20 protein-coding genes are annotated in these 24,254 nt (G+C 70.5%); 6 read left to right on the forward strand and 14 right to left on the reverse strand.

The features are described 5' to 3' along the window. Positions 1–27: 27 nt before the first annotated feature. Positions 28–1,866, reverse strand: a complete 1,839-nt coding sequence (gene ilvD, locus KLK06_RS21925; RefSeq protein WP_214637388.1) for a dihydroxy-acid dehydratase — start codon at positions 1,864–1,866, stop codon at positions 28–30. A gap of 205 nt (positions 1,867–2,071) precedes the next feature. After that, entirely contained in the window at positions 2,072–2,845 is a 774-nt protein-coding gene (locus KLK06_RS60030) for a nuclease-related domain-containing protein (RefSeq protein WP_308168384.1), read from the reverse strand. 191 nt (positions 2,846–3,036) lie between these two features. Between KLK06_RS60030 and KLK06_RS21935 the strand changes: the two genes are divergently transcribed. Further along, entirely contained in the window at positions 3,037–4,443 is a 1,407-nt protein-coding gene (locus KLK06_RS21935) for an amidase (protein ID WP_214637392.1), read from the forward strand. A 54-nt stretch (positions 4,444–4,497) separates the two neighbouring features. Further along, positions 4,498–5,193, forward strand: coding sequence for an FHA domain-containing protein (locus KLK06_RS21940; RefSeq protein ID WP_214637394.1), 696 nt, complete (start codon positions 4,498–4,500; stop codon positions 5,191–5,193). Between the two features lie 36 nt (positions 5,194–5,229). On the opposite strand, the gene KLK06_RS21945 is transcribed toward KLK06_RS21940, so the two are convergent. Continuing rightward, a complete protein-coding gene (locus KLK06_RS21945; protein ID WP_214637395.1) occupies positions 5,230–6,954 on the reverse strand; it encodes a serine/threonine-protein kinase in 1,725 nt (574 codons plus the stop codon). A 90-nt stretch (positions 6,955–7,044) separates the two neighbouring features. Between KLK06_RS21945 and KLK06_RS21950 the strand changes: the two genes are divergently transcribed. Both KLK06_RS21950 and KLK06_RS21955 read left to right on the forward strand, forming a co-directional pair. Further along, positions 7,045–7,335 (forward strand): hypothetical protein, encoded by a 291-nt coding sequence (locus KLK06_RS21950; RefSeq protein WP_214637397.1) that lies wholly within the window; start codon positions 7,045–7,047, stop codon positions 7,333–7,335. 5 nt (positions 7,336–7,340) lie between these two features. Further along, a complete protein-coding gene (locus tag KLK06_RS21955; protein ID WP_214637398.1) occupies positions 7,341–7,703 on the forward strand; it encodes a DUF5130 family protein in 363 nt (120 codons plus the stop codon). A gap of 205 nt (positions 7,704–7,908) precedes the next feature. Here KLK06_RS21955 and KLK06_RS21960 read toward each other — a convergent pair whose 3' ends face one another. The 9 genes from KLK06_RS21960 to pepN all read right to left on the reverse strand — a co-directional run bounded on the left by KLK06_RS21960 (position 7,909) and on the right by pepN (position 20,710). Beyond that, a complete protein-coding gene (locus KLK06_RS21960) occupies positions 7,909–8,856 on the reverse strand; it encodes a hypothetical protein (protein WP_214637399.1) in 948 nt (315 codons plus the stop codon). Between the two features lie 55 nt (positions 8,857–8,911). Further along, positions 8,912–10,252, reverse strand: coding sequence for a serine/threonine-protein kinase (locus KLK06_RS21965; RefSeq protein WP_214637400.1), 1,341 nt, complete (start codon positions 10,250–10,252; stop codon positions 8,912–8,914). 168 nt (positions 10,253–10,420) lie between these two features. After that, positions 10,421–12,694 (reverse strand): TIM-barrel domain-containing protein, encoded by a 2,274-nt coding sequence (locus tag KLK06_RS21970; RefSeq protein ID WP_214637401.1) that lies wholly within the window; start codon positions 12,692–12,694, stop codon positions 10,421–10,423. Further along, complete coding sequence (locus tag KLK06_RS21975; RefSeq protein ID WP_308168391.1) at positions 12,691–13,764, reverse strand: glycoside hydrolase family 15 protein; 1,074 nt, start codon at positions 13,762–13,764, stop codon at positions 12,691–12,693. The genes KLK06_RS21970 and KLK06_RS21975 overlap by 4 nt, the downstream gene beginning before the upstream one ends. Positions 13,765–13,782: 18 nt before the next feature. Next, the gene (locus KLK06_RS21980) at positions 13,783–15,045 is read right to left on the reverse strand and encodes a sugar ABC transporter substrate-binding protein (protein WP_214637403.1); all 1,263 of its coding nucleotides are present in this window, start codon (positions 15,043–15,045) and stop codon (positions 13,783–13,785) included. Between the two features lie 11 nt (positions 15,046–15,056). Continuing rightward, positions 15,057–15,863: a carbohydrate ABC transporter permease gene (locus KLK06_RS21985; protein WP_214637404.1), complete on the reverse strand. Its 807-nt coding sequence runs from the start codon at positions 15,861–15,863 to the stop codon at positions 15,057–15,059. Then, a complete protein-coding gene (locus tag KLK06_RS21990) occupies positions 15,856–16,785 on the reverse strand; it encodes a carbohydrate ABC transporter permease (protein ID WP_214637405.1) in 930 nt (309 codons plus the stop codon). Before KLK06_RS21990 ends, KLK06_RS21985 begins: the two co-directional genes overlap by 8 nt. Positions 16,786–16,819: 34 nt before the next feature. Further along, positions 16,820–18,019, reverse strand: a complete 1,200-nt coding sequence (locus tag KLK06_RS21995; RefSeq protein WP_214637406.1) for an ROK family transcriptional regulator — start codon at positions 18,017–18,019, stop codon at positions 16,820–16,822. Between the two features lie 132 nt (positions 18,020–18,151). Then, entirely contained in the window at positions 18,152–20,710 is a 2,559-nt protein-coding gene (gene pepN, locus KLK06_RS22000) for an aminopeptidase N (RefSeq protein WP_214637407.1), read from the reverse strand. 79 nt (positions 20,711–20,789) lie between these two features. On the opposite strand from pepN, the gene KLK06_RS22005 reads away from it, so the two are divergent. Both KLK06_RS22005 and KLK06_RS22010 read left to right on the forward strand, forming a co-directional pair. Next, positions 20,790–21,422 (forward strand): DsbA family protein, encoded by a 633-nt coding sequence (locus KLK06_RS22005; protein ID WP_214637408.1) that lies wholly within the window; start codon positions 20,790–20,792, stop codon positions 21,420–21,422. Between the two features lie 137 nt (positions 21,423–21,559). Continuing rightward, a complete protein-coding gene (locus tag KLK06_RS22010) occupies positions 21,560–22,963 on the forward strand; it encodes an aldehyde dehydrogenase family protein (protein ID WP_214637409.1) in 1,404 nt (467 codons plus the stop codon). Here KLK06_RS22010 and KLK06_RS22015 read toward each other — a convergent pair. Both KLK06_RS22015 and def read right to left on the reverse strand, forming a co-directional pair. Further along, on the reverse strand, positions 22,960–23,688 hold the full coding sequence (locus KLK06_RS22015) for an SDR family NAD(P)-dependent oxidoreductase (protein ID WP_214637410.1): 729 nt from the start codon (positions 23,686–23,688) through the stop codon (positions 22,960–22,962). The two genes, KLK06_RS22010 and KLK06_RS22015, sit on opposite strands and share 4 nt — an antisense overlap. A 9-nt stretch (positions 23,689–23,697) precedes the next feature. Next, positions 23,698–24,183: a peptide deformylase gene (gene def, locus KLK06_RS22020; RefSeq protein ID WP_214637411.1), complete on the reverse strand. Its 486-nt coding sequence runs from the start codon at positions 24,181–24,183 to the stop codon at positions 23,698–23,700. Positions 24,184–24,254: the final 71 nt, after the last annotated feature.

Here is a 24,254-nt window from a genome sequence, read left to right on the forward strand (position 1 = left end):
AAAAAATAAGCTCTCTAGAAAAAATAGCTATTTAGACAGCTGGGTGAGGTCGCGAGACGCGCCGGTAGAAGCCGACGTGGTCATGGCCGCGTATGCCTGGAGGGCCACGCTGACGGGGCGGTTGCGGTCGCGGGGACGGTAGCCGCCCAGGTCGGCGAGGAGGCGCTCGCGGCGGGCCGCCAGCTCGGCCTCGGGGACGCGCAGCTCCAACGACCGGTTGGGGATGTCGATCTCGATCGTGTCGCCGTCCTCGACCAGCGCGATCATGCCGCCCTCAGCCGCCTCCGGAGAGGCGTGCCCGATCGACAGCCCGGACGTGCCGCCGGAGAAGCGGCCGTCGGTGACCAGCGCGCAGGCCTTGCCCAGACCCCTGCCCTTGAGGAACGACGTCGGGTAGAGCATCTCCTGCATGCCGGGCCCGCCCTTCGGCCCCTCGTAGCGGATGACGACCACGTCGCCCTCCTTCACCTGGTCGCCCAGGATGCCCTCGACCGCCTGCTCCTGCGACTCGAACACCACCGCCGGCCCGCTGAACTTCCAGATCGACTCGTCGACCCCGGCCGTCTTCACCACGGCGCCGTCACGCGAGATGTTGCCGTAGAGGACCGCGAGCCCGCCGTCCGCGCTGTAGGCGTGCGCCAGGTCGCGGATGCAGCCATCGGCCCGGTCGAGGTCGAGGGAGTCCCAGCGGTTGTCCTGGGAGTAAGGCTTGACCGTGCGGACGTTGCCCGGCGCCGCGTGCCACAGCTCGAGGGCCTCGGGCCGCACCGTGGGCGACTGGGGGTCCCAGGCGGCGATCGTCTCGCCGAGCGTGCCGCCGTTGACCGTCGGCACGTCGCGGTGGAGCAGCCCGGCGCGGTCGAGCTCGCCCAGGATGGCCGGGATGCCGCCCGCGCGGTGCACGTCCTCGACGTGGTATTTGTTCGTCGCCGGAGCCACCTTGCACAGGCACGGCACGCGCAGGGAGATCTCGTTGATCTCCTTGAGCCCGAAGTCGACCTCGGCCTCACGGGCCGCGGCCAGGATGTGCAGGATCGTGTTGGTGGAGCCGCCCATGGCCACGTCCAGCGTCATCGCGTTCTCGAACGCCTCGCTGGTGGCGATCGAGCGCGGCAGCACCGACTCGTCGTCCTCTTCATAGTAACGGCGGGTGATCTCCACGAGCTGGCGCCCGGCGTCCTCGAACAGCTTCTTGCGGTCCTTGTGCGTGGCCAGGATCGTGCCGTTGCCCGGCAGCGCGAGGCCCATCGCCTCGGCCAGGCAGTTCATGGAGTTGGCGGTGAACATGCCCGAGCACGACCCGCAGGTCGGGCAGGCGTTCTCCTCCATCTCCAGCAGATCCTCATCGGAGACGCTGCTGTCGGCGGCGGCGACCATCGGGTCGACCAGGTCGAGCTTGCGGCCGGGTGTCTTGCCGGCCTCCATGGGCCCGCCGGAGACGAAGACCGTCGGGATGTTCAGCCGGAAGGCGGCCAGCAGCATGCCCGGTGTGATCTTGTCGCAGTTGGAGACGCAGATCATCGCGTCGGCGCAGTGGGCCTGGACCATGTACTCGACGGCGTCGGCGATCAGCTCGCGCGACGGCAGCGAGTAGAGCATGCCGCCGTGGCCCATCGCGATGCCGTCGTCGACCGCGATCGTGTTGAACTCACGCGGGATCGCCCCCGCCTCACGGATCGCGGCGGACACCACGTCGCCGACGTCGCGCAGGTGAACATGGCCGGGGACGAACTGCGTGAAGCTGTTGGCCACGGCGATGATGGGTTTGCCGAAATCGCTCCCGGCTACGCCGGTCGCCCGGAGCAGGGCCCGGGCACCGACCATGTTCCTGCCGTGGGTGACCGTACGTGACCTGAGGGCGGGCATTGGACTTCTCCCATCGTTACGAGTCCTCACATGGTACGACCATCGCCCGGTTACTGAGACAGTTGTCCATCGCTCGGAACACGTACGGGGGGCCAGCTCGGTCTACCTGGCCACGAACCGGCCCTTGCCGTCCTCGACACCGGTCGGCTCGTCCACGCGGTCGCCGCTCACGTCCCAGGCCCGCAGCCGGACCTGGCTTTGCGGCTCAGTCCTCGCCGTATCTCGCGGGCAGGACCTGGGCCGCGATCTCGTGCAGGCGGTCGATCTCGGCTTTGGTCAGCGCCCGCTCCCGCTTGGTGATCCACTTGCGGGCACGGCCGCCCTCATAGACGTCCACACCTCGGATCGTCATGATCTTCCACGGCACCGGTGGCCCGTAGATGGCCAGCGAGGGCACGACCGAGATCTCCTTGCCGTAGGCCTCGCTGATCAGCTCGCTGGCCCGCGACGCCTCCCACTTGGCCTCGGTGAGGCGCGGCTTCATGTCGAACGGCCCGTGGAAGAGCTTCTTGCCCATCTGGACGCGTACGGGCAGCCGCTTGTCCCACTTCTCGGAGTCGACCGCGTACACGCCTGTCGGGCCCACCACGAGGTGGTCGATCTGGGCCTCGCTGTCCGGGATCGCCCTGGCGTGCAGCGTACGGTAGCCGTTCCGTTCGAGCTTGCGCAGCTGGGCCTCGGTACGGCGCTCCGCGATGGAGGCACGCCGCCAGGCCGGCACGGTCGATTTGGACCGCGCTCGGTAGACGGTGTCGAGGATGGCCGCGATCACGCCCGCGGTCACGCCTACCCGCCAGTCGCCCACGAGGAAGCCCACGACCACGCCGACCGGGATCGCCAGCAGCGCGCGATTGCGCACACGGCGGACACGCGGTTGCTGGAGCAGGCTGCCCAGGGACGCGCGCTCGATAGGCGCGTAGGTTGACGTGGGCGCCGAGTGCTTGGCGGGGGCCGGCTCGCCTTCGGGTCGGTCACTCACCCAGATGGGTGACGAGGTGTGACCGTCTTCTCGCTGATGATCGGAGTCCACGTAACTCACCGTAGCCCGAGGGTCTTGTCGTTTCCTAGTGTTGCCTTGTCCATAGTTTTATGGCCCAGCTCACCGTGTTCTACGCCCGTTTTCCGGGTATCTATTACGTTCTTCTCTAGAGATGCCTAGTGTGCGGTAGCGTGCGAGAACTTCACGAGCTTTCGGCGCTCGAGCAGGCGCAAGCCATCCGTGACCAGGAGATTTCGCCGGTCGAACTCACACAGCACTACCTCGATCGGATCGAGCGAATCGATCCGCGAGTGGGCGCGTATGTGACCGTGACCGCAGAGAGAGCACTCGAACAGGCGCGTCGCCTGACGAAGAAGCTGCCAGACGGACCGCTCGCCGGAGTGCCGATCCCCATAAAGGATCTTAACCTGGTGAAGGACGTCCCGATCATGTTCGGGTCCTCGACATACCGGGGATTCGTCGCACCCGTGGACGACACGGTGGTCGAGCGCCTGCGTGACGCGGGCACGGTGATGCTGGGGAAGACCGCGACGCCGGAGTTCGGGCTGCCCTGCTACACCGAGACCTACCTCTCGCCGCCCGCCCGCTCGCCGTGGGACCTGAGCACCTCCGCGGGCGGGTCGAGCGGCGGCGCCGCCGCGGCCGTGGCCGCCGGACTGGCGCCGGCCGCGCAGGGCAGCGACGGGGCCGGTTCGATCCGCATCCCGGCGTCGGTGTGCGGGCTGTTCGGCATCAAGCCCACCCGCGGCCGGATCAGCTTCGCGCCGATCATCCCCGACCTGGCCGGCCTGTCGACGAACGGTCCCCTCGCCCGCACCGTCGCCGACGCCGCGGCGCTGCTCGACGTCATGGCGCACAACAGCCCCGGCGATCTCTACCTGGCGCCGCCGCACGAGGGCACGTTCCTGGAGTGCGCCACGCGCGAGCCGGGACGGCTGCGCATCGCCCGCTACGCCCGGCCCGTCGTGCCCGGCGCCGACGTCGCTCCGGAGGTGCTCGCCGCCTACGAGGCCGCCGCCGCGACGCTGGCCGCGCTCGGCCACGAGGTCGTCGAGATCGATCCGCCGTTCGGGGCCGAGACCGTGCCGGAGTTCACCGTCATGTGGTTCGCCTTCGCCTGTATGCACCCCGTGGCCGACGACCAGGTCGAGCTGCTCCGGCCGCTCACCAGGTGGTTGCGTGAGCGTGGCTTCGCCACCTCCGCCCCGGCGTTCCTGCAGGCCCAGGGCGCGCTGCAACTGGCCACTCGGGCGGGGCTCGCGGTGACCAACGCCTACGACGCGGTGCTCACGCCGACCGTCACCATGCCGCCGCGGCCGGTGGGCTGGTTCGAGGACGTGGACGACGTGGAGGAGACGTTCGAGCGGATGAAGCGGTTCGCCGCCTTCCCCGCGATCTACAACGTCAGCGGCCAGCCCGCCGTGAACCTGCCCCTGCACTGGACCGCCGACGGGCTGCCGATCGGCGTCATGCTGGCGGGCCGCCTGGGCGGCGAAGGCACGCTGATCTCGCTGTCGGCCCAGGTCGAGTCGGCCAGAGGCGCCTTCTGGGGCGACCGGCGACCGCCCGTCTGGTAGCCCCTGGAACCTTATAGCTGGTGGGACAGCGGGCAAAGGCGTACAACCATCCGCATGCGTACCGTACTCATCCAGACCGACACGGCCGTGGCGGCCGACCTCAAGCCAGGCGAGACCGCCACGTTCGGTCGCGGCGCCGACGATGTCCCGGTCGACATCGTGGTGGCCGACCGGGCCGTGTCGCGGCTGGCGGGACGGATCCAGGCGGTCGAGGACTACTGGCTCATCAGCAACCTCAGCGCCGAACGCACCTATGTGGTCGAGAACCCGGAGGGCGGCGGCGAGTTCGTCAAGGTGCCGCCGCTGCGGATGGGGATGCCGGTGCCGTTCGAGTTCTCGCGGGTGATCCTGCCGGCCGAGCACGGCACGACCGGCTTCCTGGTGTTCGCGCCCGAGCACGTGTACGGCACGTCGGCGGCGGTCCCCGGCACGGGCACGACGACGAGAGGCGTCTTCCCGCTCGACCGGACGGCCAAGTACTTCCTCATCCTGGTCGCGCTCTGTGAGGCGCGGCTGCACGACCCGTCGAGCACGGTCGTCCCGACGGTGCCGCAACTGATCGAGCGGCTGGCGGGACACGAGCTGACCAGAAGCGGAGTGAACTTCCACATCGACTACCTGGCCGGGACCAAGCTCAGGGTCAAGCGGCCGGACGAGGGCGGCAAGGCCGACTGGCAGCGGGCCGCGCTGATCAACCTGGCACTCCGGTTCGACCTGGTCACGGACGCGGACCTGCGACTGCTGCCGTGACAACCTGCGGCTTGCCTGTACGGTGTGCGTCTTCCGTCAGGACTGATACTGGTCCCGATATTTCAGGACCTGCTGCACGTGGGCCTTCCACTTGGCCGGTACGCCCTGCTCCCGCCGCACCGGCACCACGCCGGAGACGAAGAGGGCGGCCAGCTTGGCGGCCGGATCCGCGGGCACATTGGCGACCTGGGGGCCGAGCCCGCAGAAGAAGCGGCCCATCGCGGGGATGGACAGCTCGGGGGAGAAGGGCTGCTTGGGCATCGGGTCGTTGATGCCGTTGGGCTGCCAGTACTGGAGGACCCTGGGGGTCCACCTGGCGATGCCGTACTCGTCGGCGGTGGGGTCGCTCAGGTCGGGGTCGAAGTCGCCGGCCATCTTGAGCACCCCGGCGACCAGCGCCGGCGACAGCCCCTCGACGTCGCCGCACCAGGTGCCCGCCTGGATGATCAGGCCCCGGTACTTCTGGGGGATGTCGGCATCGCCCCGCAACCCCGCTTGCGGAGCCGCCGTCCCGGACGGCCGTACCGTCCCGGACGGTGAGCCGAGCGGAGTGTACGGCTGGTCAACGGGACGCAGCGTGAGCACCGCGACGACCATAGCCAAGGCAAGAGCCACAGCTCCCACCCCGGCCACCACCCCCTTGCCCCGCCCCGCGCCCGGATCCGCACCCGCGCCCGGATCCGCACCCGCGTTCACTACAGCGCCCGCATCTGGGGCAACAACCGCCCCTGCCTCCGCTCTCGCCCTCGCACCTGCGTCGGCGCCAACTCCCGCTCCTACATCCTCGCCCTCGCCCGTGTCTGGGCCTGGCCCTGGGCCAGCTTGCGCGCTTGCGCCGGGGCCCGCGCTGACACCCGCGTCCGCGTCATCGTCTACCGCTGCGCCCGCACCGGCGCGGTCGCTCCTGTGAACCGTGGCCGTGTCGTTCGTGGGGTCGACGTCTGCGGCCATCGGTCGCCGCTCGGAGTCCGGCTCTGGGGGGCCGTCGGCAGGGGCCAAAAGGGCGGTGGCGAAGGTGGCGATGCTTTGCCAGCGGTGGTCCGGGTCCGGGTCGATGGCCTTCATGACGGCCGCCCCCACCCGTACCGGCACCTCCGGCCGCAGCCGGTGCGGTGCCAGGCGTACCGGGCCCGAGGCGGGCAGTTGGCCGGTGAGCAGGTGGTAGGCCATGGCGCCCAGCCCGTGCACGTCGGCTCGCTCGTCCGGTGCGCCGTCCAGGCGCATCTGTTCCGGCGCCATGTACCCGGGCGAGCCCGCCGCGATGGTGTGGCTGGTGGCGTCGGCCAGCGATCGGGCGACCCCGAGGTCGGCCACCATGAGGCGCTCGCCACCTCCCGGAAGCGCGCGGAACAGCACGTTCGACGGCTTGAGGTCGCGGTGCACGATGCCGAGCCGGTGCAGCACCGCCACGCCCTCGGCGATCTCGCCGAGGATGCGGAGCGCCTCGGGCACCGGCAGCGGGCCGTCGAGGACACGCCCCGCCAAAGACCCCATGTCGGCATAAGTCATGACGAAGTATGGACGGCTGTCCGGGAGTTCGCCGATGTCGTACACCTGTACGATGCGCGGCGAGTCGGCCTGGCGCAGCAGCCGGGCCTCCTTGACGAACCGTTCGCGCACGGCCGGTTCGGCTGACCAGTTGTCGGCCAGCACCTTGATCGCCACATAGGAGTCGAGCCGGTCATCGCGGCCGAGCCACACCGACGCGAACGCGCCCGAGCCGAGAACGCGCTCGACGGGATACCTTCCGATCGCATCCACAGTTAAGTTGACCTCGTCTGGGGGATCTTGAGTCAGACTCTCTCACGACCGGGTCTGGCCGGACAGCCGAACCGGGATTACGTTCGTGGTGTGAACAGCGCGCTGGAGATTCTGGCTTTTCTCTTGGGGGTTTCGCTCGGTCTGTTCGTGCTGATCAGCCTGGTGGTGATGGTGCCCGGGCGGGGTTCGACGCGCAGGACGGAGACGGGCCCGGTGTGGCTGGGCGGTCCGTCCGGCAGCGAGCACGGCGTGAGCACGTCGGGCCTGGTGCTCGCCGATCAGGTCGCGCGGTGGGCGCCGGTGCCCGAGTCCGACTGGGTCGCGATGGCGGCGACGGCCGAGCCCGGCAGGCGCGTCGGCGGCGCCTCGGCGGGGTGGTGATGACGATGCGTGGATTGACCTCGGCCCAGGCCGACGACATCAGGCAGGCGCTCGCCCTCGCGGAGCGGCGCAGCGGCCTGCGTTTCGGTGCCTTCCTCGGCGCGCCGGTCGGCGGTCGGCGGCACTTCGCCGAGCGGCTGCACGCCGCGCTCGGTGACGAGGCCGACAAGGCGGTGGTGATCTTCGTGGACGTGGCCGGACGGGCGCTGGAGATCGTGACCGGCGAGAGCGCCCGGCGCAGGCTGCCCGACAGCACGTGCCGGATGACCGCGATGTCCATGGCCACCGCGTTCAGCGTCGGCGACCTGGTGGGCGGGCTGTTGTACGGCATCGGCACGCTGGGCGAGCAGGCCACCGCCAGAAGGTAGAGCGAGTCACCGCCAGACGGTAAGGGGGTCACCGTCAGGCAGCCGAGCGGGCAACCGCCGGGTGATGAAGCGGGCCGCCGTCAGGTGGAGCGGGTCACCGCCGGGCGATAGAACGGGCGTCGCCTGCGCCCCCGCGGTGGGCGACGCCCACCCCGCCTTTCTAAGCGAGGTAGGCGCCGGGGGCAGCCTGGAGGCTTCCAGGGTGTCAGCGGAGCAGCAGGCCGGCGACGTGCTCGCTGACGCCGGCCAGCAGTGTGGCGGGCGCGATCGGGGCGCGGGCGACGGCCGAGAACAGCGCGGGCAGGCCGGGCAGCGGAAACCCGTCGTCCTTCAGCGCGGCCGAGCCGATCTCGTTCTTGTCGAGCGCGAACCGGCTGCGCTCCCAGGCGTCGAGCACCTCTTCCGGCGAGGGCACGCCGAAGCCGTGGCCGACGGGCGCCGCGTGCCGCAGGCGTACGAGCGGGGTCTCCGCGAACGCCAGCGCGGTGCGGGCCCGCACGTGCAGGTCGGCGCGCTCCTCCGGCTCGATCCAGTCCATCGCCGTGCAGGGGTTGCGGCAGGTGGCGATGCAGACGGCCAACGCGCCCGCCACCTGACTGTGCTGCCGGTCGAAGTACGCGCGCCAGCCCTCGGGTGGTTCGCTCGCCACCCGCAGGGTCCGGTTGGTGGCCGACTGCTCGGACTTGGTGTGGTCGCACTCGCGGTCGCCGATCACGCCGAACCTGCTGCCCGGCGCACTCAGCCCCGCGGGCCAGCGCGCGGGGTCGCCCGCATGGCCGAGGTGGGGTTCGTAGGCCAGCAGCGGCAGGTATTCGCTGGCGATGTGGACGGCGGCGATCATCGAGCTCAGCTCGCGGCGGTGCCAGCGGATGGCGATGACCTCCAGCAGCAGCCCGTAGGCGGGCCGCAACGACTCCAGGGCACCGCGTGGCTGCTCACGCGCGGTCTGCGGCATGTGGCAGGCTCGTGCCCGCCGCCGCAGCTCCGCGGGCACGGGCTTCGCCTCGGCCGCGAAGTCCTCGGCGTCCAGTGAGAGCAGCCGCTGACCGAACTCGCACACGCCGGCGATCTCCTCGGACGGGGCCAGCGCCCCGAGGTCGGCGAAGGCGTAGCGACGGGCCAGCGCTACGAGCAGATCGCGAGTCGTATCCACCCGATTACCTTCTCATGGCCGGATGACCACCTGTCCGGACGAGGCGGCCAGACGGCTAGCTGGGGCAGGGCTCCTTGATGCACTGGATGTCGCTCGGCTGCTCGCTGACCGAGGGCTCGACCGTGGGCTCCGTCGGTTTGGGCGTGGTGGTGGGCTTGTCGGTCGGCTTGGGGTCGTCGGAGGTCGGGGTGGCCGTCGGTTTGGTCACGGTCGGGCGGGGGGTGGCCGTCGCGGTGGCGGTCGGTGTGTAGGAGACGATCGGCCGCGCGGTGGGGGAGTACTTCGACGGAGGCGCCAGCGGCTTCTTGCTCGGCGTGGCGGAGGCCGGGCGGGTGCTCGAGGCGGTCGTGACGGGGGGCAGGACGCTGCCGCTCTGCTCGGCCGCCTGGTTACTGCGGATCCACACCGACCCGGCGACCAGCACGCTCACCAGGAGCGCGACGGCCACGGCCAGCGCGGCGGTCAGCGCGCGGCGGCCGCGTGGGCTGGGCGGCAAATCCGGAAAATCCGGCAAGGACGGCGTGGGCGGCAGGTCCGGTGGGTCCACTGAGTCCAGCGAGGCCAGCGAGTCAGGCGCGTCGAAGGCCCTCCTCGCCGCCTCGGCCATCAGCGCGGCCGTCGGCCAGCGCCGTTCTGGCGTCTTCTCCAGCGCCCTCGTCACGATCTGGCGCGGCCCCGGCGGCACGTCGTCGGGCAGGGCCGGGACAGGGGCGTGCAGGTGCTTGTAGATGATCTGGACAGGGGTGTCGCCATCGAACGGCAGGTGCCCGGTCAGGCACCGGTAGGCGACCACGCCGAGCGCGTAGACGTCGACGGCCGGGGTGACGTCACTGGCCGTGGCCATCTCGGGGGCGCAGTAGCCGGCCGAGCAGAGCATGGCGCCCGTGGCCGTTAACTGGACCGCGGAGACCGAGTGGGCGATGCCGAAGTCGGTGAGCGCGACGCTGCCGTCAGGACGGATCATCAGGTTGGCCGGTTTGACGTCGCGGTGCACGATGCCCTGCGCGTGGGCGGCGGCCAGCGCGTCGCCGACCTCGGCGACCAGCCGCATGGTGGTCGCCGGGTCGAGCGCCTCACGGCGCAGCACGCGGTCGAGCGACTCGCCCTCGACGAACTGCATCACCAGGAAGCTCACCCGGCGCCCGTCGACCTCGCTGGCGCCGTAGTCGTAGACGTCGACCACGCCGGGATGGTGCAGCGTGGCCATCGCCCTGGCCTCGTTCTGGAACCGCTGGGCGAATTTCGGATCCTCGGTCAGCGCGGGAATCAGCACCTTGACCGCCACGGTCCGGCCGAGCACCGTGTCGGAGGCCCGCCACACCTCGCCCATGCCACCGCCGCCCACGCGGCTGACCAGCGTGTAGCGATCGTTGAGTGTGGTCCCGGATCCGAGCACGTCTTCGAGGCTAACACCGCGACCTCGATGGACGCGCCGGATCCGGCGGTCAGAAGGCCCCTGTGGCAGTGCCTCCCGTTCCCGAGGCGGGGCTGGTGAAGGTGCTGTTGGCACCGGGCTGCCAATGATCGGCGGTGCCGGGGAAGTTACAGGGTGAAGTTCGAGGTATCAGGTCGTGAACACGGGGGAGAGGTGTGGCCAGTGCTCCGCCGTACAGAGGACCGGCGGACGGTCGAGCGGCGCGGGCAGCGTGACCTCGCGCCCGCCGTGATGGGTGTGGCCGGTCCAGACGTCGACCCACTCGCCCCGCGGCAGGTAGACCGGCAGTTCGGCGACGCCGGGCGTCGTCACCGGGGCCACCAGCAGCGCGTCGCCCAGCTTGTACTGCAGCGGACGGTCCCAGACGCGCGGGTCGTCCGGGTGGTCGAAGAACAGCCCGCGCATCAGCGGCGCCCCGCCGCCGACCGCCTGGCCGGCCTGCCCCGCCAGGTACGGCACGAGCCGCTCGCGTACCTTGGCCAGTCGCCGGAAGACCGGCAGCACCCGGTCGTCGCCGGTCTGCTCGGCCACGTTCCACGGGGTGCGGTCCCTGACGGGCACGCGGTGGTGGTTGAACTCCGAGTGGTACTGCATGATCGGCATGAACGCCGACGCCCCGGCCGCCCGCAGGTAGAGCTCGGCATCGGGCAGGTCCCCGGAGAACCCGGCCAGGTCCCAGCCCCAGTAGACGATCCCGCAGGCCGAGGCGGTGATCCCGGCCCTGATGGACGACCGGAACGCCTCCCAGGTCGAGTCCTCGTCCCCGGCCCAGAACGCGCCGTGCGGCTGCGACCCGGCGAACCCGGCCCTGCTGAACGTCACGGGCGCCTTGCCGTAGCGCTCCAGCAGCTCGCCGAAGGCCCGCGCGTAGTGCACGGGGAAGAGGCCGTTGCCGTCGTCGCCCCTGCGTCCGTCGGCGTAGCGCAGGTCGTGGCCCCACGCGTGCTCGCCGCCGTCGGTCTTGAACCCGTCCACGCCCACCTCGTCCACCAGGTAGGCCCGCTTGGCCGTCCACCAGTCGCGGACCTCGGGCGACGACAGGTCGGGCATGAGCGCCAGCGGGAACCACCAGCCCCGGTTCCGGTACGGCCGGCCGTCGGCCTCTCTGACCCCGTAGCCGTTCTCGACGAGTTGCCGGGCGTCCACGGCGGCCTGATGCCGTGGGTGCGGGCGCATCTTCTGCAACGGGATCTGCCAGAGCAGCACCTTGACGTCCCGCTGGTGCAGCTCGTCCACCATGCCCTTGGGGTCCGGCCACGGCCCGTCCGGCGGGAAGGCGTAGTCCGCCAGCCGATGCGGCTCCTCCGACGGCTCGTACTCGGCACCCCGAAACGCGGTGAACGTCGTCTCGTCGCTCCACGCCTCGATGACCAGCGCGCCGACCGGGATGTCGTGCTCGCGGTGCCGGTCCATCTCGGCCATCACACGGTCCTGCGTGTTCCACTCGTTGCCGCTGGCCCACAGCCGGAACACCCACGAGGGCAGCTCCGTCGGCCGCCCCACCTCCTCCAGGAAGTCCCGCAGCACGCCGGCCGGGCTCTCGCCGTCGTACAGCCGCACCGCGGGCTCGCCGTCCGGCCCCACCTCCGCCTCCACGACCAGCCGGTCCGGCCGGGACGCGCCGACGTCGTACCAGGTCCGCCGGGACGTCTCGACGTGGAACCCCCAGCTCGCCGCCCCGCCGACCACGAGCGCGAACGGCATCGGCAGGTATGTCCTGCCGTGCGCCCCCTGCGCCTTGTACTGCTCGAACACCACCGCGTCCAGCCGCCGCCCGCGCTGGTCCACCGCGTCGAACCGCTCGCCGAACCCCACCACGTGCTCACCCTCGGCCAGCGCCAGCTCGAACCGCACCCGCCGCGCGCCGTCACCGCCGACCAGCCACCGCACGCTCCCCGGCACCACCCGGTCGGCACCGCGCACGACGAGCTTCCCGCCCGTCCGGCCCCACGCCGCCGCCGTCACCTCGAACCACCTGCTGGTACGACTCGCACCGCCGTCCATCACGGCCCGGAACCGGTAGGCGTACTGCGGCCCGGCGCGCAGCACGGGCGAGCGCGCCACCCACGACCCGGCGGCGGCCCGCGCGGCCCTGGCCTGCGCCGCGGCCAGATGCCCGCCGTCAACGGTCTCCGCCGCCTCCGCCTCCGCCGCTGTTTCCGCCGCGTCCGGGTCCGCCGCCGGTTCCGCGGCATCCGGGTCCGGTGCGGCACCCGACCTGGTGAGCGGCAGTTCGACGGGCGCCTCCCCGTCGGCGGTCCACTCGCACACCACCGAGACGACCTTCGCCGAAGCCCGCACCCGCAGCTTCACCGCCTCGCCGTCCATCGGCCAGGCCGGTACGCGCTGGTCCTCGGTCGTGGCGTACGGATGCCCGGACCCGTACGGCCGATGCCGGATCATGCCCGCACCCCCAGCTCGTCGGCGAGAATCAGATACATCCCGTGCGACCACAGCAGCGGCGTGGCCACGGTGCCCCACCGGTCCAGCCACTCCTGGAGCCGCTCGGGCGCCAGCAGCCGGTCGGACACCTGCTCGGGCAGGTCACCCTCGGCGGTCGCCTGGGCCGCCATCCAGTCCAGGTACCGCAGGGCCTCCTCGTGCCGCCCGGCCCGCGCGTGGTTCCAGCCGAGGAACCCGGCCAGCAGCACCCACCGCCCGCCGCCGTAGAAGGTGTCGGCCAGGTACCGGTACACCCCGCCGTCCACGGCGAGTTGCCGCTCCACCTCGGCCACCGTCGCCGCGCCGACCGGATGATCGGCCGCGTAGAGCCCGAACGGCTCGACGCACGCGAGCAGGCTGGCGTCCACGGCGTCACTGCCCAGCCACTTCGTGAAACGCCCGCCGAACAGACCCTCGGCGGCCACGAGGGCGGCGATGCCTTCCACCGCCTGTCCGGCCGCCGCCGACTCCGGCCCGCTCAGCACACCCAGCGCGATGGCGGCCCGCAACCCCGCGTGCACCGCCCCCAGCGTCGCCACGTGCCGCTGCTCGACGTGCTCCTCCCACCAGTCGTAACACGGCATGTCCCAGAACGAGGTGAGATACCGGGCCGCCGTCCGCACCCCCTTCTCCACCCCCGGGACCGCCCGGCCCTGCCGGAAGGAGTGCTCCCGCAGCGCCCACAGCCACGTGCCGTATCCGTCGAGCTGGAAGTCCCACCAGTCGACGTCCCCGTCCACGCCGTCGAGCGTGAACCGGGTCGGCAGCATCTCGGCGGGCGAGACCGGCTCACCGCGCCCTGCCCGCGAGACGAGCGAGTCGACCTGCCCCGCCCGGTCGCCGATCACCCGGGCGCACCAGGCGTGGAAGGCGTCCGCACCGGCGGCGTCGCCGTGCCTGCTCACCCCCTCGGCGATGAACGCCCCGTCACGCAGCCACGAGTAGCCGCGGTAGGCGGAGAAGGTGGGCGACGCCGGATAGGCGCCGGTAGGGGACTGGAGCCTCTGGATCATGTCGAGGCTGTGCGACACGAGGGACAACGAACTCTCCTAAGACAGCAGGGCGTCGACATCGGCGGCGGCGGTCTTGAGCGCCTCCTCCACCGGCTTGCGCCCGGCGGCGGCCTCGGTCAGCTGCTTGGTCACGGCGTCCTGCATCTCCTGCTGGCGCTTGATGACCGGCGGCAGCGCGATCGACTTCAGCGAGTCGAACACCGCCTGGCGGTTGGCGGGCTTGGGGTCCTTGAGGTAGCCGGACAGCACCGCCTGGTCGGCGACCGGCGGCAGCTCCCAGGACGACTCGACGCGGGTGGTCGCCGCGGTGTTCGACGACGACAGGAACCGGGCCCAGGCCCACGCCTCCTTGCCGTGCTTGGTGCCTGAGGAGGCGGCGACGGCGTTGTGGAAGACGGCGCTGGCCTTGGCGGCGTCACCGGGCTCGACGACCACATCCCAGGTGAAGGCGGCGTCCTTCAGCCCGGCGAACTGCCAGATGCCGTTGTGCCACATGGCGAGCTTGCCGGACTTGAAGAGGTTCGTGTCGTAGTCGGCGGTGCCGCCGATCTCCGCCTCGGTCGGCATCGTCTTGCCCACCTTGGAGACCAGCCACTGCGCCGCCTTGACCCCCGCCGGGCCGTTGAAGGCCGACTTCTTGCCGTCGGCCGACAGGAACTCGCCGCCCGCCTGCTTGAGCGTCTTGTAGAACTCGAAGAACTGCACCGGCTGGAAGTCGCCGAAGACGCCCTTCTTCTTGTCGGTCAGCTTCGCGGCGGCGGCCTGCTCGTCGGCCCAGGTCCAGTCGGCCGTCGGCGGGGCCACTCCGGCCTTGTCGAACAGGTCCTTGTTGTAGAAGAGCACGACCGTGGAGAACGACGCGGGCAGCGCGTACTGCTTGCCGTCGCGCTGGAAGGCGTCGAGCGACTCCTTGGCGTACACCGACGGGTCGCCGTCACCCTTCACCGTGTCGAGGTCGAGCAGCGAGCCCGCGCTGGCGTAGGTGACGAAGTTCTCGTAGTTGAGCTCGAAGGTGTCGGGCGCGGTGCCGCCCGCGATGCTGGTCTGGAGCTTGGTGAAGTACTCGTCGAAGGGCGCGGTCTCCACGACCACGTCGATCTTCGGGTTCTCCTTCTCGAAGGCTTTCTCGATCTTGTCCAGGTCCTTCACGTGGTCGGGTGCGGCCGAGAAGGTGAAGTACCGCAGCGTCACCTTGCCGCCCTCGCCGGACGGGGCCTTCGTCGCCGAGCCCTGGGAGCAGGCGGTGGCGAGCAGCGCGGCGGCCGCCAGGGAAGCGGCGACCCTGATTCTTTGTGACATGGGGGGTTCCTTTACTTAAGCCCGCTCTGCGCGACGCTGGCGATGACGTGCTTCTGTGCGAAGACGTACAGGATGAGGATCGGCACCACGCTGATCACCGAGCCCGCCATGACCACGTCCCACTCGGTGGTGAACTGGCCGTGCAGCGTGGCCAGGCCCAGCGGCAGCGTCATGAACTCGGGCGACTTGATGATGATCAGCGGCCAGAGGTAGCTGTTCCAGCTGGCCATGAAGCCGAAGATGGCGAACGTCGCCAGCGCTGGCCTGATCAGCGGCAGCACCACGTACAGAAAAATGCGGAAATGTCCGGCTCCGTCCAGCACGGCCGCCTCGTCGAACTCCCTCGGCACCTGGTTGATGGCCTGCCGCAGCAGGAACACCCCGAACGCCGACGCGATGGTCGGCGCCAGCAGCGCGAAGTACGTGTCGACCAGGTTGAACGTGCGCATCTCGATGAACAGCGGCACGACCAGCACAGGCAGCGGCATCATCAGCGTCGCCAGGTAGACGGAGAACAGCGCCCCCCGGCCCGGGAACGGCAGCCTGGCGAACGCGTAGGCGGCCATCGCGCTGGTGACGAGCTGCAGCGTGGTGGAGGCCGCCCCGATCCAGGCGCTGTTCGCCACGATCCGCCAGAAGGGCAGCGTGTCGAGCAGCTTGCCGTACGCGTCGAGGCTCGCGTCGTCCGGCGTGAAGTCCGGCGGCACGGCCAGCACCGCGTCGCTCGGCGTGATCGACGTGATCACCGCCCAGGCGAACGGGAACAGCATGACCACCGCGCCGAGGCCCACCAGCAGGTAGCGGATCGCCTTACCCATAGGTCACCCACCGCTTCTGCCCCCGGATCTGCACGATCGTCACGAGCAGTACCAGGGCGAACAGCAGCCACGACAGCGCCGAGGCCGCGCCCGCCCGGCCGTACCTGAAGGTGAGGTCGTAGATCTGCGACACGACGACCTGCGTCGCGCCGCCCGGCCCGCCACCCGTCATGATCTTCACCTGGTCGAAGACCTGGAAGCCGTTGATCAGCGAGATCACCACCACGAAGAACGACGACGGCGACAGCAGCGGCAGCGTGATGTGCCGGAACCGGCGGAAGGCCGTCGCCCCGTCGACCATGGCGGCCTCCTGGAACTCCTTCGGGATGGCCTGCAGCCCCGCCAGCAGGATGATCATCACGAAGCCCAGGTCCTTCCAGGCCGAGGCGAAGATGATCGACGGCATGGCCCAGTCGGGATCGGTCCACCAGCCGGGCCCGCTGACGCCGAACAGCCCCAGCGCCCAGTTGACCACCCCGCTGGCCGGGTTGAGCAGCCACTTCCACATCAGCGCCACGACGACCCAGCTGGTGATGACGGGCAGGAAGTAGACGCCGCGCAGCAGCCCGCGCCCCGGCATCGCCCGGTTCAGCAGCAGCGCCAGCCCGAGGCCGCCCAGGTAGACGAGCGGCAGGTAACCGGCGATGAAGTACAGCGTGTGCAGGAACGCGGCCCTGGTCCCGGCGTCGCCGAGCAGTTCGAGGTAGTTGCCGAGGCCGACCCAGCGCATCTCGGTGATGAGGTCCCATTCGTGGAGGCTCGTCCAGAACGAGGCGACCATCGGGATCAGCGTGTACAGGGTCAGCGGGATCAGGCTGGGCAGCAGGAACACGGCCACGGTCCCGGCGTACCGCCATCGTCGCCGCGGCGCCCGCCGCTCGCGCGTGCCTCCGGCCTTGGGCCGGACGGCGGTGAGGGTCATGCGCTCGCTCCCTTGCTGCTGTTGCGGCGGGCGGTCATGGCGTCGCCCCGATCAGGCGGGCGCGCACCAGGCGGCCCTGCTCCCCGGCGGCCCCGGCGGCGTCGAAGGGGGTGGCCAGCACGAGGGCCGCCGCGCCCTGGGCCCAGCTGGTGTCGTCCCAGCTCTCCACCTCGATCGAGATGTCCCGCCGTCCCGGGTACAGCTGCGCCCTGACGGCCGGATCGAATCCCGCCTGCCAGAGCGGCCAGTCGGCCGTACCCTCGCCGAGCACCACCACGACCTCGGGATCGACCACGTTGATCAGCCCGGCAGCAGCCCGCCCGAGCACGGCCCCGGCCTCGGCGAACACCTCCCGCGCCACCTGCTCGCTCGCCGTCCCGGACCTGGCACGCATCGCCGCCAGCAGGCCCGCCGAGCCGACGTACGCCTCCAGGCACCCGCGCGCCCCGCACCCGCACACCGGCCCCGCCGGATCGACGGGCACGTGCCCGAACTCCCCGGCCCCGCCCCTGGCGCCCCGGTACACCCGCCCGTCGGCCACGATCGCCGCGCCGACGCCGCGCCCGATGGTCAGCACCAGGAAGTCCCGATGGGTCCGCCCCCTGCCGTACAGCCGCTCGGCCGCCGCCAAGGCGTTGACGTCGTTCTCCACCAGCACGGGCAGCTTGAGCCGCCGCCGCAGCCGCTCGCCCACCGGCATGGCCTGCCACCCCAGGGTGGGCGCGTTGACCGTGCCGACCGCCTGGTCCTCCACGCTGCCGGGCACCCCGACCCCGATCCCGAGCAGCGGCGGCACCTGCCCGTCACCGGTCGAGGTGGACGTACGGGCCGTCAGCCCGTGCCCGGTGCCCGAGACCACCGACTCGACGGCGTCGGCCAGCCGGTCCAGCGCCTCGGGGGACGACGGGTCGAACGCGCACTCCCAGGCTCCGAGCACCTCGCCGTCGAGCCGTACGTCGACCAGCACCAGATGGTCGGCCGTCACCTTCACGCCGAGCGCCCGGCCCGCGCTGCCCACCAGCCCGAGCCGCTGGGCGGGCCGCCCGCCGCGCGACGGCTTGAGGTCGAGCTCCTCGAGCATGCCGTAGCCCATGAGCTCGCGCGTGAGCTGCGTGACGCTCGCCGGGCTCAGATCCAGCTCGCGCGCTATCTCGGTGCGGCTCAGCGGCCCGACGGTGCCGAGCAGCGCGAGGATCGCCGTCCTGGTGAGATCACCGCGATCAGTACCTGCCATGTGATGAGAGCGACTTTCTTTAGAAATAAAGTTAGTGGTGAAAATATGGAGCCACGGCACCCCGCTGTCAAGAGTCCGGGAACACGAAAGGGGGCCTCCGCCACCGGAGGCCCCCTTCTCAAGAGCTACGTGCTAGGACGCGTCCTTCGCGCGGTTGCGCAGCGCGCGGCTGACGCCGTCGGCGCCCTCCAGGATCATCCGGCGCAGCGCCTGCGGCGGCTGCTCGTTGGCCAGGTAGTCCTCCGCCGCCCGCACGGTCTCGGGCTCGATGAGCAGCGAGGGGAAGCAGCCGACCGTGAACGTCTGCGCCTGGTCGAACGTCCACTCCCGGTAGATCCGGCCGATCTCCGCGAAGTACTTCTCCCGGTACGGCGCCAGCAGCTCCGGGTGGTGCGGATCCTGGAAGCCGTTGACCGTCGTACGGGCGATGTGGTTGGCCAGCTTGCCCCCCACGATCGCGGCCCACGCGGCGGCCTTGCCCTCGGCCGTCGGGATGGCCGCCCGGCACAGCGCGGCGGACCGCTCGCCGGTGGCGGTGGCGTCACGCGCCAGCTCGGCGTCGATGTCGGCACCGCTCAGCTTGCCGCCTACGACCAGCGCGTGGATGAGCGTCCAGCGCAGATCGGTGTCGACGGTCAGCCCCTCGGGCACGGCCGAGCCGTCGAGGATGCCCGAGATGATCGCCAGGTCGGCGTCGGAGGTGGCCGTGGGCGCGAACGCCTGCAGGAAGGCGAGCTGAGGGTCGGAGCCCGGCGTCGCCGTGGCCAGCAGCGACCGCAGCTCGGTGGCCAGCAGCGACAGGCCCTCGGCCCGCCACGCCGGGTCGGCGTACTGCTGCACGGCCATCCGCGCCTGCCGGAGTACGGTCTGCAGGACCGTGATGTCCTTGACCGTGCCGATGCCCGAGATGACCAGCTTGACGTAGTCACGGGTGGACATCTCGCCGTCACGGGTCATGTCCCACGCGGCCGACCAGCACAGGGCCCGGGGCAGCGACTCGGTGAAGGCGGCGATGCCGCCGTCGACCAGCGTCCGCAGCGACCGCTCGTCCAGGCGGATCTTGGCGTAGGTCAGGTCGTCGTCGTTGACCAGGACCAGGTCGGGCTGCTCTTCTCCGACCAGCTCCGCGACGGCCGTACGGGCGCCCACCACGTCCAGCTCGACCCGCTTGGTCCGCGTCAGCACGCCGTCGGCCAGTGAGTACAGGCCGACCGCGACGCGGTGCGAGCGCAGCGTCGGGTAGTCGGCGGGCGCCTCCTGCAGCACCTCGAAGGTCTCGAAGCGGCCGTCGGCGACCGTGAACGACGGGCGCAGCGTGTTGACCCAGGAGGTCTCCAGCCACTCCTTCGACCACGACGACAGGTCGCGCCCCGAGGTCCGCTCCAGCGCGCCGAGCAGGTCCTTCAGCTCGGTGTTGCCCCAGGCGTGCTCGCTGAAGTAGTCGCGCACCCCGGCCAGGAAGTTGTCCAGCCCGACGTACGCGACCAGTTGCTTGAGCACCGAGGCGCCCTTGGCGTACGTGATGCCGTCGAAGTTGACCTCGACCGCCTGCATGTCGGGAATGTCCGCGGCGATCGGGTGCGTGGACGGAAGCTGGTCCTGGCGGTAGGCCCAGGACTTCTCCACGTTCGCGAACGTCGTCCAGGCGCCCTTGCCCCACCGGGTCGCCTCGGACTGGGCGAGCACCGACATGTAGGTGGCGAACGACTCGTTCAGCCACAGGTCGTCCCACCAGCGCATGGTCACGAGGTCGCCGAACCACATGTGCGCCATCTCGTGCAGGATCGTCTCCGCGCGCCGCTCGACGACGGCGTCGGTGACCCTGGAGCGGAAGATGTAGTCCTCCAGGAACGTCACGCAGCCCGCGTTCTCCATCGCGCCGGCGTTGAACTCGGGCACGAACAACTGGTCGTACTTGCCGAACGGATAGCGGACGCCGAACACCTGGTGGAAGAAGTCGAAGCCCTGCCGGGTGACCTCCAGGATGTTGTCGGAGTCCAGGTGCTCGGCGAGCGAGGCGCGGCAGTAGATGCCCAGCGGGATGCCGTCGTGCTCGGAGCTCACCTTGTGGTACGGACCGGCCACCAGCGCCGTGATGTAGGTCGACATGACCGGTGTGGCCGGGAACAGCCAGCGCTTGGTCGCCGGCACCGCGCCGTGCTTGCCGACCTGCTCGGGCAGCCGCTCGACCGAGGTGACCGCCGCGTTGGAGACGACCTCCCAGTCGTCCGGGGCCAGCACGGTGAGCTGGAAGGTGGCCTTGAGGTCGGGCTGGTCGAAACAGGCGTACATGCGGTGCGCGTCGGCCGTCTCGAACTGGCTGTGCAGGTAGATCTTCTGGTCCACCGGGTCGACGAAGCGGTGCAGCCCCTCGCCGCTGCGCATGTAGACGCAGTCGGCGTCGACGCGCAGCTCGTTCGACTCGGCCAGGGAGGGGAGCGGGAAGCGTCCCTTCTCGGCGTCGTAGGCGGAGACGTCGAGGTCGGCACCGTTGAGCGTGACCTTGCGGACGTGCGCGCCGTGGAGATCGATGAACGTGGCCGACCCCGGCTGGGTGCTGCTGAACCGGACGGTCGTGACACTCTCGAAGCGCTCGTCTCCCTCGGTCAGGTCGAGTGCGACCTCATACGACTCGACCTTCAACAGCCGGGCGCGCTCGCGAGCCTCGTCCCGGGTCAGGTTGCCTGCCAAGTTCCACTCCTTTTCGCCACTTCGTCATATTTTGTCGGTATCCTGCCACGCAAGGAATAGGACATCGATACCCCAGGTTATGGCCCACGTGACAGACACGACCCCCGTAGAGCTTTGGTTCGATCCTTTCTGCCCATTTGCCTGGGTAACGTCACGATGGCTACTCGAAGTCGAGAAGGTCCGTGCGATTGATCCTCGCTGGCGCATTATGAGCCTGTACGTTCTCAACGAGGATAAGGACGTCTCCGACGACTACCGCGCGTCGAGCGCCAAGGGCCAGCAGCTCGTCCGCGTCATCGCGGCTGCCGCCGACCGGCACGGCGAGGAGTACATCGGTCGCCTCTACACCGAGTTCGGCACCCGCCTGCACAACGAGGGCCGCGACCGCGAACTCGGCACCCTGCTCGCCATCGCCGAGGAGTCCCTCGAGGCCGTGGGCCTCGACAAGGGCCTCGCCGCCGAGGCCATGGACTCGACGGAGTACGACGAGGCCATCCGCAAATCGCATAACGAGGGCATCACCCTGGTCGGCCAGGAAGTCGGCACCCCCGTCATCCGCGTCGGCGCCAACGCCTTCTTCGGGCCGGTGGTCACCACCATCCCGCGGGGCGAGGACGCGGGCCGGCTCTGGGACGGTGTGCTGCTGGTCACCGAGTTCGACGACTTCTTCGAGCTCAAGCGCTCGCGCACCCGGCGACCGAGCTTCGACTGACTTTCAGCTCGTAGTGGCTGAAATGTAGCGGCGCACTACGCGTCCATCCTTCGCGCCCGGCCGTACCCTCCTTTGGAGGAGCCGCACGAGGCGCCGCGCCCTCGCTTTGCGACGGCCGGCGCGCAAGGATGGGGGCTATGCGTCAGCTGTACATCGGCGGTGCCTGGACCGCTTCGGTCTCCGGCGAGCCCATCGAGGTCGTCAACCCGGCCACGGAGCAGATCATCGACCGGGTGCCGGCCGGCGCCCCCGACGACGTAGAGGCGGCCGTACGCGCCGCGCGCAACGCCTTCCCCTCATGGTCGGCCACGCCCGCCGCCGAGCGCGGCAAGCTGCTGGCCGCCGTCGCCGAGCTGCTGACCGAGCGGGCCGGCGACATCGCCAAGACCATCGCGACCGACATGGGCTCACCCCTGGGCTTCGCGCTCAAGGTGCAGACGCTGATGCCCGCGGGCGTGCTGACCTCCTACGCCCGGCTGGCCGAGAGCCATCCGCGCGAGTCGCGCGTCGGCAACTCGCTGGTGATCAAGGAGCCGGTGGGCGTGGTCGCCGCGATCACCCCGTGGAACTACCCGCTGCACCAGATCATCTGCAAGGTCGCCCCGGCCCTGGCCGCCGGCTGTACGGTCGTGCTCAAGCCGTCCGAGGTGGCGCCGCTGGCGGCGTACGCGCTGACCGAGATCTTCCACGAGGTGGGTCTGCCCGCCGGCGTGTTCAACCTGGTCAGCGGGCGCGGCCCGGTGGTGGGCGAGGCCATGGCCGCGCACCCGGACGTCGACATGATCACCTTCACCGGCTCCACGGCCGCCGGGCGCCGGGTGGCGTCGCTGGCGGCCGAGTCGGTCAAGCGGGTGGCGCTGGAGCTCGGCGGCAAGTCCGCCAACCTGATCCTGCCCGACGCCGACCTGGGCGCCGCCGTCAAGGTCGGCATCGCCAACTGCTTCATCAACGCCGGCCAGACCTGCTCGGCCTGGACCCGCATGATCGTCCACCGCGACCAGTACGACGACGCGGTCCACCTGGCCGTCGACACGGCGCGCCGCTACACCGTGGGCGACCCGTTCGACGAGGCCACCCGGATCGGCCCGCTCGTCTCCGCGGCCCAGCGCGACCGCGTCATCCGCTACATCAACCGCGGCGAGGAAGAGGGCGCCAGGCTGGTGACCGGCGGCACCGAGCCTCCGCACGCGCGCGGCTTCTACGTCGAACCGACCGTCTTCGCCGCGGTCGAGCCGGGCATGACGATCGAGCAGGAGGAGATCTTCGGCCCGGTCCTGTCGATCATCCCGTACACCAGCGAGGAGCAGGCCGTACGCATCGCCAACGACACTCCCTACGGCCTGGCCGGCGCGGTGTGGGCGGGCACCCAGGAACGCGCGGTCGCGGTGGCCCGCAGGCTGCGCACCGGGCAGGTGGCGATCAACGGCGGCGCCTTCAACCCACTCGCCCCGTTCGGCGGCTACAAGCAGTCGGGCATCGGCCGCGAACTGGGCGAACACGGGCTGGAGGAGTTCCTGGAGATCAAGGCAATGCAGCTTTAGAGCAGCATGCCGCCGGTCGCCAGCAGGTTCTGTCCCGTGATCCACCGTCCGTCGGGTCCGGCCAGGAACGCGACCACGGCCGCGATGTCGTCGGGCTGCCCCAGCCGCTGCAACGCGGTGAGCGCGGGCATCCCCTGAAGCGCCTCGGGCGGGTTGCTGTCGCGCAGCATGTCGGTGTCGGTCGCGCCGGGGGAGACGATGTTGGCCGTGATGCCGCGCCCGCCCAGCTCGCGCGCCGCGACCTTGGTGAACTGCTCGATCGCGGCCTTGCTCGCCGCGTAGAGGGAGATCCCCGGACCGGGCACACGGGTGTTGAGCGTCGAGAGGTTGATGATCCGCCCCCCGTCGCGCATCACCCGCCCCGCCCACTGGATGGCCAGGAACGTCGAGCGCGCGTTGACCGCGAACACCCGCTCGTAGGTCTCGTCCGTAATATCGGCGATGAGCCCTTTGCCGGTCTGCGCCGCGTTGCCGATCAGGATGTCGAGCCCAGGCAACCGCTCCTCCGCCTCGGCGAACAGCCGGTCCAGATCGGCCCGATCCCCTTGGTCGGCTTGTACGGCATGTGCTCCGGTCGCCGCGGCCACCTGCTTGGCCGCCGCGGAATCGCTGCGATAGGTGAAGATCACATCGGCCCCGTCACCGGCCAGCCGCTCGACGATGGCCCGGCCGATGCCCCGGGAGCCACCTGTTACCAGCGCGCCCTTGCCCGAAAAATCGCTCATGCCGTCAACCTACGTCCTGAGCATGATCTTGCGGGACTCCGTCTTCGGCAGCCGGTCGACGTACAGCTTCCCGTCGAGGTGCTCGCTCTCGTGCTGGAAGCAGCGGGCCAGTGAGCCGCGCGCCTTGACCCGCTGCGGGCGGCCGAGCCGGTCGAATCCCTCGACGGTCACGCCCGAGGCCCGCGCCACCGGGGCGTAGATCGGCGTGCCCGTCTGCCGGTCGGGCACCGACAGGCAGCCCTCCTCGTCCAGCGCCTCTTCCGGATCGTCCACGGTCAGGAGGGGATTGACCATGTGCCCCTTGCGCCCGCTGATGTCATAGACGAACAGCCGCCGCGACACCCCGATCTGCGGTCCGGCCAAGCCGACGCCGTCCACCGCGTACATCGCCTGGAACATCTCGTCGATGAGGCGGCGCAGCTCGCGGTCGAAGCCTTCGACAGGCTCGGCGGGCGTGCGCAGCACAGGATCGCCGACGACGCGGATCTCGCGCATGATGGTCTGCTCCCGTAAGGACTGGTTAACCGATGGGTCCTTACTCTAGCCAGCCGACGCGCTGGTGCGAT

The organism is Nonomuraea sp. NEAU-A123, assembly GCF_018603905.1.
GTDB lineage: Bacteria > Actinomycetota > Actinomycetes > Streptosporangiales > Streptosporangiaceae > Nonomuraea.

Bases quoted from the DNA above. Each gene is read 5' to 3' on its own strand.
- KLK06_RS21990 (WP_214637405.1), bottom strand. From the start codon at position 16,785: ATGACCCTCACCGCCGTCCGGCCCAAGGCCGGAGGCACGCGCGAGCGG.
- KLK06_RS22005 (WP_214637408.1), top strand. From the start codon at position 20,790: ATGGCCCACGTGACAGACACGACCCCCGTAGAGCTTTGGTTCGATCCT.
- ilvD (WP_214637388.1), bottom strand. From the start codon at position 1,866: ATGCCCGCCCTCAGGTCACGTACGGTCACCCACGGCAGGAACATGGTC.
- KLK06_RS21980 (WP_214637403.1), bottom strand. From the start codon at position 15,045: ATGTCACAAAGAATCAGGGTCGCCGCTTCCCTGGCGGCCGCCGCGCTG.
- KLK06_RS22015 (WP_214637410.1), bottom strand. From the start codon at position 23,688: ATGAGCGATTTTTCGGGCAAGGGCGCGCTGGTAACAGGTGGCTCCCGG.
- KLK06_RS21940 (WP_214637394.1), top strand. From the start codon at position 4,498: ATGCGTACCGTACTCATCCAGACCGACACGGCCGTGGCGGCCGACCTC.
- KLK06_RS21995 (WP_214637406.1), bottom strand. From the start codon at position 18,019: ATGGCAGGTACTGATCGCGGTGATCTCACCAGGACGGCGATCCTCGCG.
- def (WP_214637411.1), bottom strand. From the start codon at position 24,183: ATGCGCGAGATCCGCGTCGTCGGCGATCCTGTGCTGCGCACGCCCGCC.
- KLK06_RS21985 (WP_214637404.1), bottom strand. From the start codon at position 15,863: ATGGGTAAGGCGATCCGCTACCTGCTGGTGGGCCTCGGCGCGGTGGTC.
- KLK06_RS21970 (WP_214637401.1), bottom strand. From the start codon at position 12,694: ATGATCCGGCATCGGCCGTACGGGTCCGGGCATCCGTACGCCACGACC.
- KLK06_RS21955 (WP_214637398.1), top strand. From the start codon at position 7,341: ATGCGTGGATTGACCTCGGCCCAGGCCGACGACATCAGGCAGGCGCTC.
- KLK06_RS22010 (WP_214637409.1), top strand. From the start codon at position 21,560: ATGCGTCAGCTGTACATCGGCGGTGCCTGGACCGCTTCGGTCTCCGGC.